The 18716-nt window shown below is 71.7% G+C and carries 14 protein-coding genes; 10 read left to right on the forward strand and 4 right to left on the reverse strand.

The genetic code is table 11. The annotated features are described in order from the left end of the window. Positions 1-55: 55 nt before the first annotated feature. The 6 genes from E1262_RS10680 to E1262_RS10705 all read left to right on the forward strand — a co-directional run bounded on the left by E1262_RS10680 (position 56) and on the right by E1262_RS10705 (position 11057). The gene (locus E1262_RS10680) at positions 56-4399 is read left to right on the forward strand and encodes a ThuA domain-containing protein (RefSeq protein ID WP_132103119.1); all 4344 of its coding nucleotides are present in this window, start codon (positions 56-58) and stop codon (positions 4397-4399) included. A 31-nt stretch (positions 4400-4430) separates the two neighbouring features. After that, positions 4431-5927, forward strand: coding sequence for a glucoamylase family protein (locus tag E1262_RS10685; protein WP_132103120.1), 1497 nt, complete (start codon positions 4431-4433; stop codon positions 5925-5927). Positions 5928-6088: 161 nt separating this feature from the next. Then, positions 6089-6337 (forward strand): hypothetical protein, encoded by a 249-nt coding sequence (locus E1262_RS10690; RefSeq protein WP_132103121.1) that lies wholly within the window; start codon positions 6089-6091, stop codon positions 6335-6337. Between the two features lie 227 nt (positions 6338-6564). Continuing rightward, on the forward strand, positions 6565-9273 hold the full coding sequence (gene ppdK, locus E1262_RS10695) for a pyruvate, phosphate dikinase (protein ID WP_132103122.1): 2709 nt from the start codon (positions 6565-6567) through the stop codon (positions 9271-9273). Positions 9274-9409: 136 nt separating this feature from the next. Next, complete coding sequence (locus tag E1262_RS10700; RefSeq protein ID WP_162605859.1) at positions 9410-10171, forward strand: LPXTG cell wall anchor domain-containing protein; 762 nt, start codon at positions 9410-9412, stop codon at positions 10169-10171. A gap of 157 nt (positions 10172-10328) precedes the next feature. Then, positions 10329-11057, forward strand: a complete 729-nt coding sequence (locus E1262_RS10705; RefSeq protein ID WP_132103124.1) for an LPXTG cell wall anchor domain-containing protein — start codon at positions 10329-10331, stop codon at positions 11055-11057. Positions 11058-11257: 200 nt separating this feature from the next. Here the strand turns inward: E1262_RS10705 and lhgO are convergent, their stop codons facing one another. Beyond that, entirely contained in the window at positions 11258-12463 is a 1206-nt protein-coding gene (lhgO, locus tag E1262_RS10710) for an L-2-hydroxyglutarate oxidase (protein WP_132103125.1), read from the reverse strand. Positions 12464-12543: 80 nt separating this feature from the next. Between lhgO and E1262_RS10715 the strand changes: the two genes are divergently transcribed. Continuing rightward, positions 12544-13770, forward strand: coding sequence for a deoxyguanosinetriphosphate triphosphohydrolase (locus tag E1262_RS10715; protein ID WP_132103126.1), 1227 nt, complete (start codon positions 12544-12546; stop codon positions 13768-13770). Positions 13771-13802: 32 nt separating this feature from the next. On the opposite strand, the gene E1262_RS10720 is transcribed toward E1262_RS10715, so the two are convergent. Next, complete coding sequence (locus E1262_RS10720; RefSeq protein ID WP_132103127.1) at positions 13803-14603, reverse strand: Fpg/Nei family DNA glycosylase; 801 nt, start codon at positions 14601-14603, stop codon at positions 13803-13805. 71 nt (positions 14604-14674) lie between these two features. Here E1262_RS10720 and dnaG point away from each other — a divergent pair, with 71 nt between their 5' ends. Next, the gene (dnaG, locus tag E1262_RS10725) at positions 14675-16609 is read left to right on the forward strand and encodes a DNA primase (RefSeq protein ID WP_132103128.1); all 1935 of its coding nucleotides are present in this window, start codon (positions 14675-14677) and stop codon (positions 16607-16609) included. Between the two features lie 21 nt (positions 16610-16630). On the opposite strand, the gene E1262_RS10730 is transcribed toward dnaG, so the two are convergent. Beyond that, positions 16631-16972 (reverse strand): hypothetical protein, encoded by a 342-nt coding sequence (locus E1262_RS10730; RefSeq protein ID WP_132103129.1) that lies wholly within the window; start codon positions 16970-16972, stop codon positions 16631-16633. Between the two features lie 123 nt (positions 16973-17095). Continuing rightward, a complete protein-coding gene (locus E1262_RS10735) occupies positions 17096-17767 on the reverse strand; it encodes an RraA family protein (RefSeq protein WP_132103130.1) in 672 nt (223 codons plus the stop codon). A gap of 66 nt (positions 17768-17833) precedes the next feature. Between E1262_RS10735 and E1262_RS30290 the strand changes: the two genes are divergently transcribed. Beyond that, positions 17834-17974, forward strand: a complete 141-nt coding sequence (locus tag E1262_RS30290; protein ID WP_162605860.1) for a hypothetical protein — start codon at positions 17834-17836, stop codon at positions 17972-17974. A gap of 52 nt (positions 17975-18026) precedes the next feature. Continuing rightward, positions 18027-18677: a DsbA family oxidoreductase gene (locus E1262_RS10740; RefSeq protein ID WP_132103131.1), complete on the forward strand. Its 651-nt coding sequence runs from the start codon at positions 18027-18029 to the stop codon at positions 18675-18677. Positions 18678-18716: the final 39 nt, after the last annotated feature.

An 18716-nucleotide genomic window follows, 5' to 3' on the forward strand; every position in this document is an offset into this window, starting at 1 on the left:
GGGCTGAGGCCGGGCACAACGGGGGCCAGGGGGACTCGACGGAGAGGAACCGCGCATGACTCAGCCCGGACCGCGCCCCCTTCGGCGCGCACGCCGACTTCCGGCCGCCCTCGCCGGCGTCGTCGGGATGCTGGCCGGCCTGCTGACCGTCGTCGGCGGGCAGGCCGCCCGAGCACCCGAAGCCGCCGCTCATCCGGGCCACGGCGGCTACTCGATCCTGGTGTTCTCGAAGACGGCCGCGTTCCGGCACGACTCGATACCGGCCGGCATCGCCGCGATCCAGCAACTGGCCGCCGAGCACGAGTTCTCCGTCACGGCCACCGAGGACGCCGCCGCGTTCACCGACGAGAACCTCGCCCAGTACGACGCGGTCGTCTGGCTCTCCACGACCGGCGACGTGCTGAACGACGAACAGCAGGCGGCCTTCGAACGCTACATCCAGGCAGGCGGCGGATACGCCGGCATCCACGCCGCCTCGGACACCGAGTACGACTGGCCGTGGTACGGCGAGCTGGTCGGCGCCTACTTCAAGGGCCACCCGCGCAACCAGGACGCCACCATCCAGGTCGCCGACCGCACGCACCCGTCCACCGCCCACCTCCCGGCGCAGTGGCAGCGGTTCGACGAGTGGTACAGCTTCCGCACCAACCCGCGCGGCGACGTGCACGTGCTGGCCAGCCTGGACGAGGGCACGTACGACCCCGAGGCGAACCCGATGGGCCTGGACCACCCGATCGCCTGGTGCCACACCTACGACGGCGGCCGCGCCTGGTACACAGCGGGCGGCCACACCATCGAGAGCTACGCCGAGCCGGCGTTCCTGCAGCACCTGCTCGGCGGCATCGAGACCGTGGCCGGTGTGACGGCGGCCGACTGCGGCGGCACCGTCTGGGACACCTTCGACAAGGTCCCGCTCGACACCGGCACCGCGAACCCGATGGAGCTCGACGTCGCGGCGGACGGGCGGGTGTTCTACATCGAGCGGGCCGGCGAGGTCCGCATGATCGACCCCGCGACCAGCCAGACCACCGTCGTCGGGACGCTCGACGTGTACACACAGCGCGAGGATGGGCTGCTGGGCATCGCGCTCGACCCTGACTTCGTCACCAACGGCTGGATCTACCTCTACTACTCGCCGGACGGGACCGAAGCCGAGCAGCGGTTGTCGCGGCTCACGCTCACCGGCACGACGCTCGACCTCGCGAGCGAGATGCAGCTGCTCGAGGTGCCGGTCGACCGGGCGGTCTCCGGCCACGCCGGTGGCTCCCTGAGCTTCGATGCCAGCGGCAACCTCTACCTCGCCACCGGCGACGACACCAACCCGTTCGAGTCCGACGGGTACGCGCCGATCGACGAGCGGCCGGGCCGGGCCTCCTACGACGCCCAGCGCAGCTCCGCCAACACCAACGACCTGCGCGGCAAGGTGCTGCGCATCCACCCCGAGCCCGACGGGACCTACACGATCCCAGACGGCAACCTGTTCGCGCCCGGCACAGCACAGACCCGCCCCGAGATCTACGCGATGGGCTTCCGCAACCCGTTCCGCATCGAGGTCGACGGCGCGACCGGGACGCTGCTCGTCGGCGACTACGGTCCCGACGCCCCGCAGGCCGACCCCGACCGCGGCACCGAGGGCCAGGTCGAATGGAACCGCATCACCGCCGCCGGCAACTACGGCTGGCCGTACTGCCACGGCGCCGGCCCGTTCCGCGACTGGGACTTCGCGACGCAGACCGCGGGCCCGCCGTTCGACTGCGCGAACCCGGTCAACGACTCGCCGAACAACACGGGCCTCACCCAGCTCCCGCCGGTCACGGCGCCTGACGTCTACTACGGCCGCTCCGAGACCGGCACCAACTGGCCGGAAATGGGCACCGGCGGCGGCGCGATGGCCGGCCCCGTCTACCGCTACGACGAGGCGCTGGACTCCGACGTCAAGTGGCCCGCCTACTACGACGGTGCCGCGCTGTTCTACGAGTGGACGAACACCGAGGACGGCTACGTGCGGCCGTTCGGCAACGACGTCTGGGAGTTCCGCCTCGACGAGGCCGGTGCCGGCGGCATCCACGACATCAACCCGCTGCTCAGCAGCATGCAGTTCCTGCGCCCGATGGACATGACGTTCGGGCCCGACGGCGCGCTGTACCTGATCGAGTGGGGGACGGGGTTCGGCGGCAACAACGCCGACTCCGGCGTCTACCGGATCGAGTACGCGGGCAGCGGCACCCGGCCGGTCGCGCAGGCCGCCGCCGACCCGACGTCGGGTGCGCTGCCGCTGACCGTGCAGTTCAGCAGCGAGGGCTCCGGCCACCCGAGCGGCCTGCCGGTCACGTACCACTGGGCGTTCGGCGACGGCGCGGAGTCGACCGACCCGAACCCCACCCACACGTACACCGTCGCCGGCCAGTACTCGGCCCGGCTGACGGTGACGGCGGAGGACGGCGCGACCCGCTCGCAGACCGTCCAGATCACCGCCGGCAACACCGCGCCGGAGGTGACGCTCGACCCACCCCTCGACGGCGGCTTCTTCGACTTCGGCGACGACCTCGCCTACGGCATCGACGTCACCGATGCCGAGGACGGCTCGACCGCCGACGGCACCATCGCCTGTGACGGCGTCGAGCTGCAGGTGCTCTTCGGGCACGCCGGCCACGCGCACCCCGTCGAGGTGCTCCCTGGCTGCGAGGGCACCGTCGCCACCAGCACCGACGCCGGGCACCCGGCCGGCGAGGACCTGTTCTGGGTGCTCGAGGCCCGCTACACCGACCGGGGCGGCGACGGCGTCGGCTCGCTCACGGGCCGCGACCTGCACGTCCTGCAGCCCAAGCTGAAAGAGGCCGAGCACTACCAGTCGCAGAGCGGCGTCCAGCTGGAGGCGACCAGCGACCCGCGCGGCGGCCGGCAGAACATCGGCTTCATCGACGACGGCGACCACATCTCCTTCGACCCGATGAACTTGAGTGGAATCGACGGCATCACCTATCGCTTCGCGTCGGGCGGCAGCGGCGGCCGGATCGAGGTCCGCGCCGGCGCGCCCGACGGCCCGCTGGTCTCCGACAGCGGCTTCATCCCGCCGACCGGCGGCTGGCAGTCGTGGACCGACGTCACGGTCCCGATCGAGGACCCCGGCGGCACCCGCGAGCTGTTCTTCGTGTTCCGGCACGAGCCCGGCTCGACCGGCCTGTTCAACCTCAACTACCTGAAGTTCCGCGGCAAGGGCGTGTCCGTGGACGCGCGGCCGGAGATCTGGTCGGTCGAGGCGACGCCGCCGTCCGGCGAGCTGCCGTACGAGGTGACGCTGAGCGCCGAGGCCACCGACCCGGAGGGCCGGGAGCTCACCTACACCTGGGACTTCGGCGACGGCACCACGGCGACCGGCGCGCAGGTCACACACACCTACGAGCTGTCCGGCGTCTACCGGCCGACGGTCACCGTCACCGACGCCGCCGGGTCGGTGGCGCACGACTCCGTCCGCGTCGAGGCCGTGCCGGAGGCGTCGCCGCCGATCGAGTGCGCCGACCCGGGCAGCGACCCGCCGCCCGACGACGAGTTCGACGGCGACCGGCTGGACGGGTGCCGCTGGGACGCCGTCGTCCGGCCCGACCTCAACCGGTTCCGCGTCGAGGGCGGCCAGCTGAAGATCGACACCACCCCGACCAACCTGTTCGACCAGCACAACAACGCACCGAACCTGATGCTGCAGACGATGCCGGCCGGCGACTGGGTGGTCGAGACGAAGGTGTCCGGTCCGGTCTGCGAACGCTGGCAGCAGGGCGGCCTGCTGGTCTACGAGAGCGACCAGACGTTCCTCAAGCTCGACTACGTCGGCACGTCGCCGGTCGGTGAGCCGTGCGCCCGCAAGATCGAGATGCGGCACGAGATCGACGACATCTTCCAGCCCGCGTTCCCCGAGGTCACCCTGCCCGACGGCGTCACCACCTGGTGGCTGCGGCTGGAGAAGACCGGCTCGACCTACACCGGCTACTACAGCTCCGACGGCGTCGACTTCCAGCAGGTGGGCGTCATCGAGAACGACCGGCTGGCGACCGCCGACGTCGGCGTCTACGCGTTCGGGCAGGAGCAGACCCAGGCCACGACCGTCGCGTTCGACCACTTCCACGTGCTGGAGTCCGAGCCGCCGGACGCCTGCCCGGACTCCGACGAGAGCCCGACAGTCGTCATCCGCGACGTGGACTCCGGCGTGACGAACGACGAGCGCGAGGACGGCTGCACCGTCGAGGACCTCATCGAGGACGAGATCGAGTGGCCGAGCCAGGGCCGGTTCATGCTGCACGTCCGGAGCGTGACCCAGCACCTCGTGCACGACGGCGTGCTCACCCGTGCCGAGCGCGACGCCATCATCGCCGCCGCCGGCCGCAGCGCGCCCGGCGGCCGCTGACCCCGTCCACCAACCCCGGAAAGGGACTGCCATGCAACTACGACCGACAGCGAAGGCCGTCGCGGCGGCCGTCGCGACGGTGCTGGTGGCCGGCCTGGCGCTGCCGACCCAGGCCGCGTCGCCGGCGCCCGCCGCGCGCCCCGGCGGCGGCCTGTCGCAGGACGACCGCGCCACGCTGCAGCGCTACGCCGAGGACACCTGGGCGTCGTTCGTCGCGATGACCGACGAGGCCAGCGGGATGCCCGCGGACAAACTGAAGGCTGACGGCACGCCGAGCGTGCAGACGTCGACCACGAACATCGGCGCCTACATGTGGAGCGCGGTCGTGGCCGAGAAGCTCGGCATCATCGAGCGCGACGAGCTGGTCGACCGGCTTTCCGCCACCCTCGACACGCTGGCCGGGCTGGAGCGGCACGATGGAAGCGGCCAGTTCTTCAACTGGTACGACCACCGGACGGGTGAGGTCATCACCATCTGGCCGGACGACGGCAGCACGGTCGTCCCGCACCTGTCGTCGGTGGACAACGGCTGGCTGGCGACCGGCCTGCAGGTCGTCCGCGAGGCGGTGCCGGAGCTGGCCGAGCCGGCCGGCGAGCTGTTCGACAGCATGGACTTCGGGTTCTACTACCGGCCCGAGGTCAACCGGATCCTGTTCCACTACGCACCCAGCACCGGCGCCGCGCCGTGCTGCTACGACACCCTCGTCAGCGAGAGCCGCATCGCCAGCTACATCGGCATCGCGAAGGGCGAGCTGCCGCGCAAGACCTACTTCGGCACCTGGCGCAGCTTCCCGGGCACCTGCGACTGGAACTGGCACGAACAGCGGCCGGTCGGGGAGTGGCGCAGCTATCTGCGGCAGGACGTCTGGGAGGGCGCCTACCGGTACCGGGGCATGGAGATCGTCCCGGCCTGGGGCGGCAGCATGTTCGAGGCGCTGATGCCGACGCTGTTCGTGCCCGAGGAGGCCTGGGGACGGCGCAGCTGGGCCGTCAACCACCCGCTCTACGTCCGGGCGCACATCGAGCACGGCCTGGAGGAGGCGCAGTACGGGTACTGGGGCTTCTCGCCGGCCAACGACACCGAGGGCGGCTACCGCGTCTACGGCGTGGACGCGATCGGGATGGACCCCAACGGCTACCCGTCCAACAACGACGCCACCCTGGTCGACTACGGCTTCTGCGACCGGCCGGCCCAGCCGCTGCCCGGCCCGGAGGACTACACCAACGGCATCGTCACGCCGCATGCGTCCTTCCTCGCGCTGCGCTACGCCCCCGAGGAGGCGATGGAGAACCTCGCCAACCTGGAGCGCGACTTCGACATCTACTCCGACTGGGGGTTCCGCGACACCGTCAACGTCGACACCGGCACCGTCGACGAGTACTTCCTCTCCCTCGACCAGGGCATGATCATGGCCGCGATCGGCAACGCCCTGGCCGACGACCTGCTGCGCGACGCGTTCGTCACGCCCGAGCTGGAGGCGGGCGTCCGGCCGGTCGTCGCGATGGAGGAGTTCACCAACTACCGCTGACGGGTGCTGCGGGCGGGGCCGGGGATGCCGGCCCCGCCCGCCTCGCTCGTCCCTCGCTCGGACGCCCGAGCCTACCCAGGCCGGCATCCCCGCCCCCGCCCGCCGTCCGCGAGTTGGGCGAAGGGGAGCGTGAGTGGAGGGGCCGCCCGTATCCTCGGGGCATGCAGGCAGGGATCCTCGACTGGGCCTCGACGACGGCCGTGGACCTGCAGCCCGTGCTGCGGACGGTGGCCGTCACCGTCGCGATCGTGTTCGTCATCTACAAGGCCGTGCAGTCGAAGTTCTCGCTGGGCACGATCATCGTGTCCGCGCTCGCGGCCGGCATCTTCGTGTGGCTGGTCTTCAACGTCGACCAGCTCAGCGACACCATCGGCGAAGACCTCCCCGGCAGCACTTCGGCACCGGACTGACGCCGTCCACTGGTAGGGAGAGGTCCGTACCAGCGCGTGTGCCGTGCGTCACGCGCCCACGACCATGTCAGAGGGGTCGGACGCGGTCATGGGAACGTGGAACGCCGGCGGGCTCGCGTTCCGGTGCGATTGGTCCCGAAGTGGTCCAGGCGGCCGCTCGGCGCGCGTCATTAGGCTCCGCGCAACTTCGCACGTTGGATGCCGTACGCGACACGGAGGGCCGGCCTGTGCAGTACGTTTTCGACTTCACCGAGGGCAGCAAGGACCAACGCGACCTGCTCGGCGGCAAGGGTGCCAACCTCGCCGAGATGACCTCCCTGGGGCTTCCCGTCCCACCGGGCTTCACCATCAGCACCGAGGCGTGCCGGACGTACCTGACGACCGGACGCGAGCCGGACGGACTCGCCGACGAGGTCGAGCGGCACCTGGCGGGGCTGGAGGCTCAGCTGGGCAAGCGGCTCGGCGACGCCACCGACCCGCTCCTGGTGTCGGTGCGCTCCGGGGCCAAGTTCTCCATGCCCGGGATGATGGACACCGTCCTCAACGTCGGCCTCACCGACATCTCGGTGTCCGGGCTCGCCGCGGCCGCCGGCGACGATAGGTTCGCCTGGGACTCCTACCGCCGGCTGATCCAGATGTTCGGCAAGACGGTGCTCGGCGTCGACGGCGAGCGGTTCGACCATGCCCTGGAGTCGCGCAAGAAGGACCGCGGCGCCGAGTCCGACGTCGACCTCACCGTCGACGACCTGCGTGACCTCGTCGCCGAGTTCAAAGGCATCGTGCGCGACGAGAGCGGTACGGAGTTCCCGCAGGACCCGCGCGCGCAGCTCGACCTCGCCGTGCGTGCCGTCTTCGACTCGTGGAACACCGAGCGGGCCCGCATCTACCGCCGTCAGGAGCGCATCCCCGACGACCTCGGCACGGCGGTCAACATCGTCGCGATGGTGTTCGGGAACCTCGGGCCCGACTCCGGCACCGGCGTCGCGTTCACCCGCGACCCCGCCACCGGTGAGCAGGGCGTCTACGGCGACTACCTGCCGAACGCGCAGGGCGAGGACGTCGTCGCCGGCATCCGCAACACGCTGTCGCTGGCGGAGCTGGAGCGGCTGGACAAGACGTCGTACGACCAGCTGCTCGAGATCATGGAGACGCTGGAGAAGCACTACCGCGACCTCTGCGACATCGAGTTCACCATCGAGCGCGGGAAGCTGTGGATGCTGCAGACCCGGGTCGGCAAGCGGACGGCGGCCGCGGCGTTCCGGATCGCCGGCCAGCTGGTCGACGAGGGTCTCATCGACGAGGACGAGGCGCTCTCGCGGGTCACCGGCGCGCAGCTGGCGCAGCTGATGTTCCCGCAGTTCGACCCGGCCGCCCAGCGGACGCCGATCGCCCGCGGCATGGCGGCCAGCCCCGGCGCCGCCGTCGGCAAGGCCGCGTTCGACTCCGCGACGGCGGTCGAGTGGGCCCAGCGCGGCGATGACGTCATCCTCGTCCGGCGCGAGACCAACCCCGACGATCTGCGCGGCATGGTCGCCTCGCGCGGCGTCCTCACCTCGCGCGGCGGCAAGACGTCGCACGCCGCCGTCGTCGCCCGCGGCATGGGCCGCACCTGCGTCGTCGGCGTCGAGGCATTGCGGGTCGACCCGCGGGCACGCGCGTTCACCACACCCGACGGCACGCGGGTCGCCGAGGGCGACGTCATCTCCATCGACGGCGGCACCGGCGAGGTCTTCCTCGGCTCGGTCCCGGTGGTGCCGTCGGCGGTGGTCGACGCGTTGTACGGGGACGCGGCGGCCGCCGCGGCGGTGTCCGATGACGGTGCCCGCCGCGAGGTCGTCGACGCCGTCCTGCGGCTCATGCGGCACGCCGACGACCGCCGCCGGATGGAGGTGCGCGCCAACGCCGACACCGGTGAGGACGCCCGCCGGGCCCGCGAGCTGGGCGCCGCGGGGATCGGGCTGTGCCGGACCGAACACATGTTCCTCGGCGCGCGGCGCAAGATCGTCGAGCGCGTCATCCTCGCCCGCACTCCGGAGCAGCGCGACGCCGGCCTGGAGGAGCTGCGGCCGCTGCAGCGCGCCGACTTCACCGAGATCCTCGAGGCGATGGACGGCTACCCGGTGACGATCCGGCTGCTCGACCCGCCGCTGCACGAGTTCCTGCCCGACATCACCGACCTGTCGGTGCGGGTGGCGGTGGCCGAGGCGACCGGGTCGCCGGACGCGTCGGCCGCCGAGTTGCTGGCCGAGGTGCAGCGCCTGCATGAGCAGAACCCGATGCTCGGCATGCGCGGCGTGCGGCTCGGACTCGTCGTGCCGGGGCTGTTCCAGCTGCAGGTGCGTGCGATCGCCGAGGCGGCCGCGTCGCTGCTGGCCCGGGGGCTGGACCCACAGCCGCAGATCATGGTGCCGCTGGTCGCCGCCGTCCAGGAGCTGGAGGCCATCCGCGACATGGCCGAGGCGACGGTGGCCGAGGTCGCCGCCGAGACCGGCAATGACCTGCGGTTCCCGATCGGGACGATGATCGAGCTGCCGCGCGCTGCGATGACGGCGCACGCGATCGCCGAGGCGGCCGAGTTCTTCTCCTTCGGCACCAACGACCTCACCCAGACCACGTGGGGCTTCTCCCGCGACGACGTCGAGGCGACGTTCTTCCCGGCCTACCTCGAACGCGGCGTGTTCGGGGTGAGCCCGTTCGAGTCCATCGACGCGGACGGTGTGGGCCGGCTGGTTTCGATCGCCGCCTGGGAGGGCAAAGAGACTCGGGAGGATCTGGAGCTGGGCGTCTGCGGCGAACACGGCGGCGACCCCGACTCCATCCACTTCTTCGAGTCGATCAAGCTCGACTACGTGTCCTGCTCCCCGTTCCGGGTGCCGGTCGCGCGGCTGGAAGCGGGTCGCGCCGCCCTGGTCACGGAGGGTAGCGACAGCCGCTGAAACGGACACGCGAGGCGCATTGCGACCAAGCGGGCGGATCGGATAATCTCCGACCGCTTGTGTCGAATTAGCGCGATTTAATACATCGAGAGGCATCATGCGCCGTCTTGCGTACCTTGCTGCCGTTCTACCTGCCATGACCATCGGTGCCGCACTGCTGGGCACCCTTCCCGCCACCGCCGACCACAACGAGCCCGACCAGATCCTGGACGGGAACGTCAAGTCCTGCGAGGGCATCGTCGACGGCGATGTCGTCTGGGAGGAGAGTGCCGACGTCCCGGACATCATCGATCACCGGTGGTTCGAGGTGACGCTGTCCGACGACTACCAGTGGCTCGACGTCGTCCTCACGCCGGAGGGTGAGGCCAGCGGCATCGACCTCGTCGTCCTCGTCAAGGGCGGCCCGGACACCGCGCTGTACCTGGGGCCGGACCTGACCCACCTGCACGCGCCGGAGAACGCTTCCGGCAAGCCCGCGCAGATCAGCAACTACACGATCTGCAAGGTCCACTTCGACGAGCCCACCGAGCCGCCGACCACCCAGCCGCCGACGGACGAGCCAACCAAGCCGCCGACGGACGAGCCCACGGAGCCGCCGACGGACGAGCCGTCCGAGACGCCGTCGGAGACCCCGAGCGAGTCCCCGTCGGAGACCCCGAGCGAGTCCCCGTCGGAGACCCCGAGCGAGTCCCCGTCGGAGACCCCGAGCGAGTCCCCGTCGGAGACCCCGAGCCCGTCGGACACAGCGACGCCGAGCGACACCCCGTCGCCGTCGCCGACCGATGACGAGGGCGAGCTGCCCGACACCGGCGGTTCGCCGACCGTCCTGCTGATGGCGGCCGGAGTGCTGGTCGCGGCCGGTCTGGTCGCGGTGCGGCACCGGTTCGTCAAGCGGTAACGATCATTGACGCCGCCGGGCGCACGGCCTCCCAGGTCGTGCGCCCGGCGTGTCATGTGGGAGCACGTTGCCAGCACCGTGCGGCGTCCGATATGTTCCGTCTGCCTCCGCAGCGGCCTTTGTCATGCAGTGAATACTTAAATTCGAGGGGCATATCGTGCGTCGAATCACCTTCATCGCCGCTGCCTGCACGGCGATCGCGCTGGGGGCTGCCGTCCCAGCAGCGGCTGAGAACGAGGTCGACCACCCGGACGACCACACCCACAACTACTATCCCGGCAATGCGACGACCTGCGAAGATGTCGACGCTCCCGGGATGATGCTGTACTCCTCGGAGGACGACCAGGCGGTCGAGGGCCAGGAAGACGTCATCGGCGGCACCATCTACGGCGACGACAACCAGTTCCTGGACGTCGAGCTGCTCGACGACTCTTACACCATCACGGCCGTCGTGGTGAAGGGTGCGCCGAACTACACCGTGTACCTCGAGCCGCCGTGGACCGAGTTGCACGCCCCGCCGATCGGCTGGGAGCCGGAGGTCGACCTCGGGGCACTCACCGCAGGCGGGCTGAAGTATCCGGCGATCAGCCACTGGTTCGTGTGCGGTACCAAGGAGGAGCCCACCGAGACGCCCACGCCGACGCCGTCGGAGACCCCCAGCGAGTCGCCCTCGGAGACGCCGAGCGAGACCCCGTCGGAGTCCCCGAGTGAGTCGCCGTCGGAGTCGCCCACCGCCTCGCCCAGCGACACCCCGTCGCCGTCGCCGACCGATGACGAGGGCGAGCTGCCCGACACCGGCGGATCGCCGGCCGCCCTGCTGGCGCTGGCCGGTGGGCTGCTGGTCGCCGGTCTGCTCGCGCTGCGGCACCGGTTCGTGAAGCCGTAACACCCGCTCCACCCGTCAGGCGCTCGGTCCCGCACGGGGCCGGGCGCCCGGCCATTTCGGGGCAAGAACGGGCAGCGACCAGGCGGACGGGGCGAGTATCAAGGATCGCCTGCATCACCAGGATTACGCGAGCGTCACCACGATTGCAGGCGTAGTGATGCTCCAGAAAACGTCGTGACGTGCCCCGGACATGGTCGGCGTCAATCGCTCCCGAGCAGCTCGGCGACCACGTCGTCGGCGATGGCCAGGCACGCGGTCGCGGCCGGCGAGGGCGCGTTGCGGATGCACAGGACGTTGCCGCACCGGCTGGACCGGAAGTCGTCGACCAGCGTGCCGTCGGCGTCCATCGCCTGCGCCCGGATGCCGGCCGGCGCCGGCACGAGGTCGTCGGCCGTGAGGGTGGGGAGGTACTGCCGGGCGGCCGCGGCGAACCGGCGCCGGCTCATCGACCCGTACAGCTCCTGGACCGCCGTGCGCCGGTTGGCCCAGGCGAACCGGCGGAATCCGCTCCACCGGGCCAGCCTGATCAGCTCCGCCGGATCGATGTCGCGCTTGCGGTAACCCTCGCGGGCCAGCGCCAGGACGGCGTTCGGGCCGACCATCACCTCGCCGTCGACCCGCTTGGTCAGGTGGACGCCGAGGAACGGGTAGCGCGGGTCCGGCACGGGGTAGACGAGGCCGTTGACGAGGTGCCGCTTGTCGTGGCGAAGCAGCGCGAACTCGCCGCGGAACGGCACGATGCGCGGGTACGGGTCGTCGCCGGCCAGTCGCGCCAGCCGATCGGACTGCAGCCCGGCGCAGACGACGACGCGGTCGAAGGCGAGCGTCTCGCCGGACGCGCCGGTGACCCGCACCTCGTCGTTCGACTGGTGGAACCCCGTGACCTCGAAGCCGGTGCGCACCGTTCCGCCGGCGTCGGCGGCGTCGGCCAGCAGCGCCGCGGCGATGGCGGCGAAGTCGACGATCGCCGTGGTGGGGGAGTGCAGCCCGGCGACGCCGCGGACGTGCGGCTCCAGCTCGGCGAGCCCATCGGCGTCGAGCATCCGCACGCCGGGCACGTCGTTGGCGACGGCGCGTTTGTGCAGGTCGTCGAGGCGGCTGCGCTGCGTCTCGTCGAGGGCGACGATGACCTTGCCGCACTCGTCGTACGTCAGCCCCTTCTCCTCGCAGTAGGCGCGCAGCAGGCCGACGCCGCGGCGCGAGAATCGAGCCTTCGCCGAGCCAGGCGTGTAGTAGATGCCGGCGTGGACGACGCCGCTGTTGCGCCGCGTCTGGTGCAGCGCCGGCTCGGGTTCCTTCTCCAGCACGGTGACGGTGGCGCCGTCGGAGGAGCGGGCCAGGGCGCGCGCGATGGCGGAGCCGACGATGCCGCCGCCGACGACGGCGAAGCTGGACGGGACGCTCATGCAGCCACTTCCCCCCGGGTGACAGTGGCGCCAGGGTACCGAACGCGCCGGCGCACCGGGCAGCGTAACCTCTGGCCGTGATGAGCGGCTACGACGACGCGGACCGCGAGCGGTGGGCGGCCGAGCCCCCGAAGCGGGCGGTGCGCACGGCGTTCGAGCGCGACCGCGCCCGCGTCGTCCACTCGGCGTCGCTGCGGCGGCTGGCGGCCAAGACCCAGGTGGTGGCGCCAGGCAGCGACGACTTCGTGCGCAACCGGCTCACCCACTCGCTCGAGGTGGCGCAGGTCGGCCGGGAGCTCGGGAAGGAGCTGGGCTGCGACCCCGACGTCGTCGACGCCGCCTGCCTCGCGCACGACCTCGGGCACCCGCCGTTCGGGCACAACGGCGAGCAGGTGCTCGACGAGATCGCGGCTGGCATCGGCGGGTTCGAGGGCAACGCGCAGACGTTGCGCCTGCTCACTCGGCTGGAGGCCAAGGCCGCACACCCCGACGGTCGGTCGGCCGGGCTCAACCTCACCCGCGCCAGCCTCGACGCGTCGACCAAGTACCCGTGGCGGCGGGGCGAGCGCGATGGCCGCAAGTTCGGCGTCTACGACGACGACGCCGAGGTGTTCGGCTGGCTGCGCGACGGCGCCCCCGACGAGCGCCGCTGCCTCGAGGCACAGGTCATGGACTTCTCCGACGACGTCGCCTACAGCGTCCACGACGTCGAGGACGCGATCGTCAGCGGCTGGCTGCAGCCCGGCGCGCGGCTGGACGACGCGGGGGAGCGCGCACGGGTGGCTGAGCTGACCCGCTCCTGGTATCTGCCCGACGCTTCGGCCGACGAGATCACCGAGGCGCTGGACCGGCTGCGCGCCCTGCCCTACTGGGTCGCCTCCTACGACGGCCGGCTGCGCTCCCTGGCCGCCCTGAAGGACATGACCAGCCAGCTCATCGGCCGCTTCTGCGACGACGCCGAGCGGGCGACGCACGCTGCCTACGGCGGCGGGCGGCTCACCCGCTACGCCGCCGACCTCGTCGTGCCGCGCCCGACCAGGGTCGAGGTGGCCGTTCTGAAGGGCCTCGCCGCCGTCTACGTCATGACGGCGTCGGACCGGGCGCCGATCTACGCCCGTCAGCGCGAGCTCATCGAGGAGCTGGTGGCGGCGCTGCGGCTGCGTGCCCCGGAGTCGCTGGAGCCGGCCTTCCAGGAGTCCTGGGCCGACGCCCCAGACGACGCCGCGCGGCTGCGCGTGATCGTCGACCAGGTCGCCTCGCTCACCGACGACTCCGCCGTCGCTCTGCACGCCAGCCTGACCCGCTGATCCGCCTGGCGGCGTCGGTCGCCGCCGGCCGGTCAGGTCGGCTGGCAGCGGGGGCACCAGACGGTCGTCCGGCCGCCCAGCCGCGTGCGCCGCAGGTGGGCGCCGCAGCGTGGGCAGGTGTCGTCGGGCCCATCGCGGTGTCCGGTGAGCCAGCTGGGCCATCCGGGTACCCGGCCGGCGCGCGTCGACCGCCGCAGCACGGCGTGGAGCCGGTCGTACAGGCGCCGGCGGTCGGCGTCGGTGAGGTCTCGGGTCCCGCGGCCGGGGTGGATCCGCGCCTGCCAGAGGATCTCGTCGGCCAGGAGGTTCCCGAGACCGGCGACGACGGTCTGGTCCATCAGAGCCGGCTTGAGCCGGCGCGGGCGGCGCCCGAGCCGCTCGCCGAGCTCGACGTCGTCCACGTCGGCGGCGTCGGGCCCGAGATCGTGGAGCAGGTCCGTGACGGCGTCGTCGTCCGGGAGCAGCCGGATGCCCTGGAGCTTGCGCAGGTCGCGGTAGCGCAGCTCGCGGGACCCGGCGCCGACGGTGACGCGGTCGTGCCGGTGGCGCTCGGCGTCGGCGCTGCTCCACGTCAGCGAGCCGGTCATCCCGAAGTGGAACACCACGCTCGGCTCGTCCCGGCGATGCCGGCGCCCGGCCCGGACCGGCCCGACCAGCCACTTGCCGTGCCGCCGCGGCGCCGCGAACGTCGCTCCCATGAGCGCGTCGCGCAGCTCGCCCGCGTCGACGCCGCGCAGGACGCCCGCGTCCAGGACGTCGACGCGGTCGATGGTCCGGCCGGCGGCCTTCCGCAGCACCCGGCGGAACCCTTCGACGTCGGGGAGTTCCGGCATATCGGGGTCCGTACCCACGGACCGCCGGTCGCATGGGCCGCGGGCGGGCCGGCGGGTCGTAGACTCTGCGCGTGGCAGGTCGAATCCGGGACGAGGACATCGCGGCCATCCGCGAGCGCGCCAGGATCGATGTGATCGTCGGCGAGTACGTGGCGCTGCGCAACGCCGGCGGCGGATCGCTCAAGGGGCTCTGCCCGTTCCACGACGAGAAGTCGCCGTCGTTCCACGTCACGCCCGCCCGCGGATTCTTTCACTGTTTCGGCTGCTCAGAGGGCGGCGACGTCATCAGCTTCGTGCAGAAGATCGACCAGCTCTCGTTCACCGAGGCGATCGAGCGGCTGGCCGACAAGGTCGGGCTGCAGCTGCGGTACGAGGAGACCGGGTCTGGAACCGGACCGCGGCAGAGCCGTGAGGAGCGCACCAGGCTGGTCGAGGCGCACCGGGTGGCGGCGGAGTTCTACGCCGAGGCGCTGGCAGGGTCGACGGAGGCCGTGGCCGGCCGGCAGTTCCTCGACGAGCGCGGGTTCGACCAGACCGCCGCCGAGCGGTTCGGCGTCGGCTACGCCCCGCAGGGCGGCGAGGTGCTGCGCAAGCACCTGCGGCAGAAGGGCTTCAGCGACCACGAGCTCATCACCGCCGGGCTGGTCGCGCAGGGCCGCAACGCGCCGTACGACCGCTTCCGAGGCCGGCTGGTCTGGCCCATCCACGACCTCATGGGCGACGTCGTCGGGTTCGGCGCGCGCCGCCTGTACGACGACGACCGCATCGAGGCGAAATACCTCAACACCCCCGAGACGCCCATCTACAAGAAGAGCCACGTCCTGTACGGCGTCGACCTCGCCAAGAAGGACATCGCCCGCACGTCGCAGGCCGTCGTCGTCGAGGGCTACACCGACGTCATGGCCTGTCACCTGGCCGGCGTCACCACCGCCGTCGCCACGTGCGGGACGGCGTTCGGCGAGGACCACGCGCGGATCCTGCGCCGGCTACTGCGCGACCAGGACGAGTACCGCGGCCAGGTGATCTTCACCTTCGACGGCGACGCCGCCGGGCAGAAGGCGGCGCTGCGGGCGTTCGAGGGCGACCAGCGCTTCGTCGGGCAGACCTACGTGGCCATCGACCCCGACGGCCTGGACCCGTGCGAGCGGCGGCAGACGTCCGGCGACCTCGGCGTGCGCGAGCTGGTCGCGCGGCACCGGCCGCTGTTCGAGTTCGCGATCCGCACGATGGTCGCAGAGTTCGACCTGTCGAGCAGCGATGGCCGATCGCGCGCCTTGGACAAGGCGATCCCATACATCGCCCGGATCAGAGATCGCGGCTCAAGGGATCAATACGCGGCTCAGTTGGCTGGATGGGTGGGTTCACCGCCTGGAGCCGGCGAAGGAAACTGGGAGAACACCGTTGTACGGAGGGTGCGGGCCGCGGCCGGGGTGCCCGACAGGGGTGCGGCCGCCGGCGGACGGGGCCGGGGCGCCGCGCCGCCGTTCGAGGGGCAGCAGGCGCTCGGCGTGCCGGTACACGGCAACGTCGACCCGCAGACGCTCGAGCTGGAGCGGGCGACACTGCGCGTCGCCGTCCAGCGGCCCGCCCTGGCCGGCCCCACCTTCGACGACCTGGCACCCGAGGCGTTCCTGTCGCCCGCCTACCGCGCCGTCCGCGAGGCCGTCGCCAAGGCCGGCGGCTGCGCCACCCAGGCAGGTGGGCACGACTGGGTCGAGGCGCTGCTGGCCGTCGCGCCCGACGACGCCGCCCGGCACATCGTCACCCAGCTCGCCGTCGAGGCCATGCCGGTCGACGAGAACGCCGTGCAGCGCTACGTCGACTCGGTCGTGCTGCGGCTGCACGAGGTCTGGGTGTCGCGACAGCTGGTCGCGTTGAAGGCCAAGCTGCAGCGCACCGACCCGTCCGCGCAGGTCGAGGTCTACAACCGGCTGTTCGGCGAGCTGATGGCGCTGGAGAAGCACCGCCGCGACCTGCGTGAGCGGGGTATCGGCGCCGCCGGCTGACGCCGCGCGGATGCCGCGGGATCAGCCGTCCTCGCGGTGGAACACGTGCCGCGTCAGCGCCTGCACGTCGCCGTCGAGGTGATCGAGGCGGCGGTCGACGACGTCGAACCGCGTGTTCAGCTCGGTGCGCATGGAATCGAACTTCGCGTCCATGGCGCCGAACCTCGCCTCCATGGATTGGAAGCGGGCCTCGGACTTCTCGTCCATCGCCGCGAATCGGTGATCGATGGTGTCGAATCGGCTGTCGAACCGGCTCTCGAGCCCGCCGATCTTGGCGTCGACCAGGCGCAGCAGCATCGTGAACATGATGCTGACGACGGCGATGAAGCCGCCGATCAGCGTCCAGGTCTGCGCGTCGTCCATGCACCGCTCCTTCGTGGATCGTCATGGTACGACCCTGGCGGATCGTGGCGCAGCTCGACGGGGACGAATCGGACATTGTGGACAACGTCCGGAACTGGCCGGACCTGTGGACAGGGCAGCGGGTCAGACGTGGCCGAAGCGGGCCAGGCACTCGGCCAGCGAGAGACCCTCCAGTAGCGCCGCCCGGATCGACACCTCCGTGGCGGTGAGCCGCTCGGCCGCCGTCAGCACGTCCTCGACCAGCGCGGCCGGGACGACCACGCCGCCGTCCTCGTCGGCCAGGACGAAGTCGCCCGGGTGCACCCGCACCCATGCCGCCGTCGCCCCGCGGAGGTACACCGGCTCCTGCCAGCCGGTCACCGCCCACCGGCCGATCGACTGCACCGGCGTCCGGTACCGGGCGAACACCGGGAAGCCGTGCTGCCGCAGCCAGCGCAGGTCGCGCACCCCGCCGTCGACCACGGCGCCGACGCAGCCGCGTTCGCGCAGCCCCAGCGCGATCAGCTCGCCGAAGTAGCAGACGCCGTGACCGTCGCCGGCCCAGATGGCGACCTCGTCGGGGCCGATGCCCTGACAGGCCTGCATCTTCGCGGCGTCGCCCGTGCCTTCGGACGGGCGCATCTGACCGCGGATGGTGTACGCCCACCCGGCCAGCCGCTCGCCCGACACCGCCGCCAGTGACGGCGCCAGGCCCTGGTCGGGCCGGCCGAGGTCGTCGAGGACGTCGGCGACGTTCGAGGTGCCGACGGCGGCGAACCGCCGGCGGATCTCTGCTCGCTGCTCTGCCGTGTGCACGGTGGATTGTCCATCACATCGCGCCGCGTGGGGAATGCGACGCGACCGGTTGACGCTTCAACCATCATGAGCGACCCCCGAGACACCACGACGACACCGGCCGATCCTGCGGAGAGCGCCCCGGCCGGGCTGATCGTGCTCGGCACCGCCGACGGCGCGGCCGACGCCGACGCCGGCGAGTGCGCCGACGGCTTCTGCGCCCTCTGAGCCGCGCAGACGCCGCGGACGCAACCAACCCCCGAACGAGGAGAACACGACAGTGCTGGTCGAGGTGTGGTCGGACTTCGTCTGCCCGTGGTGCTACATCGGCAAGCGGCGGCTGGAGACCGCGCTGAGCCGGTTCGAGCACGCCGGCGACGTCGAAATCGTTTGGCGCAGCTTCCAGCTCGACCCGTCCACGCCGCCCGGCGCGGACGGCCCGGTGTCGGAGAGCCTGCGAACGAAGTACGGCGTCAGCGCCGAGCAGGTCGTGCAGATGAACGAGCGGGTCACCACGCTCGCCGCCGCCGAGGGGCTGGAGTACCACCTCGAGACCGCGCGGGTCGCGAACACGTTCGACGCACACCGGGTGGCGCACCTGGCCCGTGAGCACGGCGTCGGGCCGCAGCTGCACGAGCGGCTCATGCGCGCGCATCTCGTCGAGTCGGTGCATCTGGGCACGCCGGAGAACGTGGTCCGGCTGGCCGCCGAGGTGGGCGTGCCGGCCGACGAGGCGCAGAAGGTGCTCGACGGCGACGACTACGCCGACGACGTACGGGCCGAGATCGACCTGGCCCGCCAGTTCGGCGCCAGCGGCGTCCCGTTCTTCGTGATGGGCCGCACGCACGGCGTCTCCGGCGCGCAGCCGGTCGAGGTGTTCGACGGCGCCCTCGCCGAGGCCTACCGCCGGGCGACCGCGCCTGTGCAGTAAAGACGAGCCCGCCGTCGCGCCGGCCGGCTCCGGCCGGGC

Source organism: Jiangella aurantiaca (assembly GCF_004349105.1).
Taxonomy (GTDB): Bacteria; Actinomycetota; Actinomycetes; order Jiangellales; family Jiangellaceae; genus Jiangella; species Jiangella aurantiaca.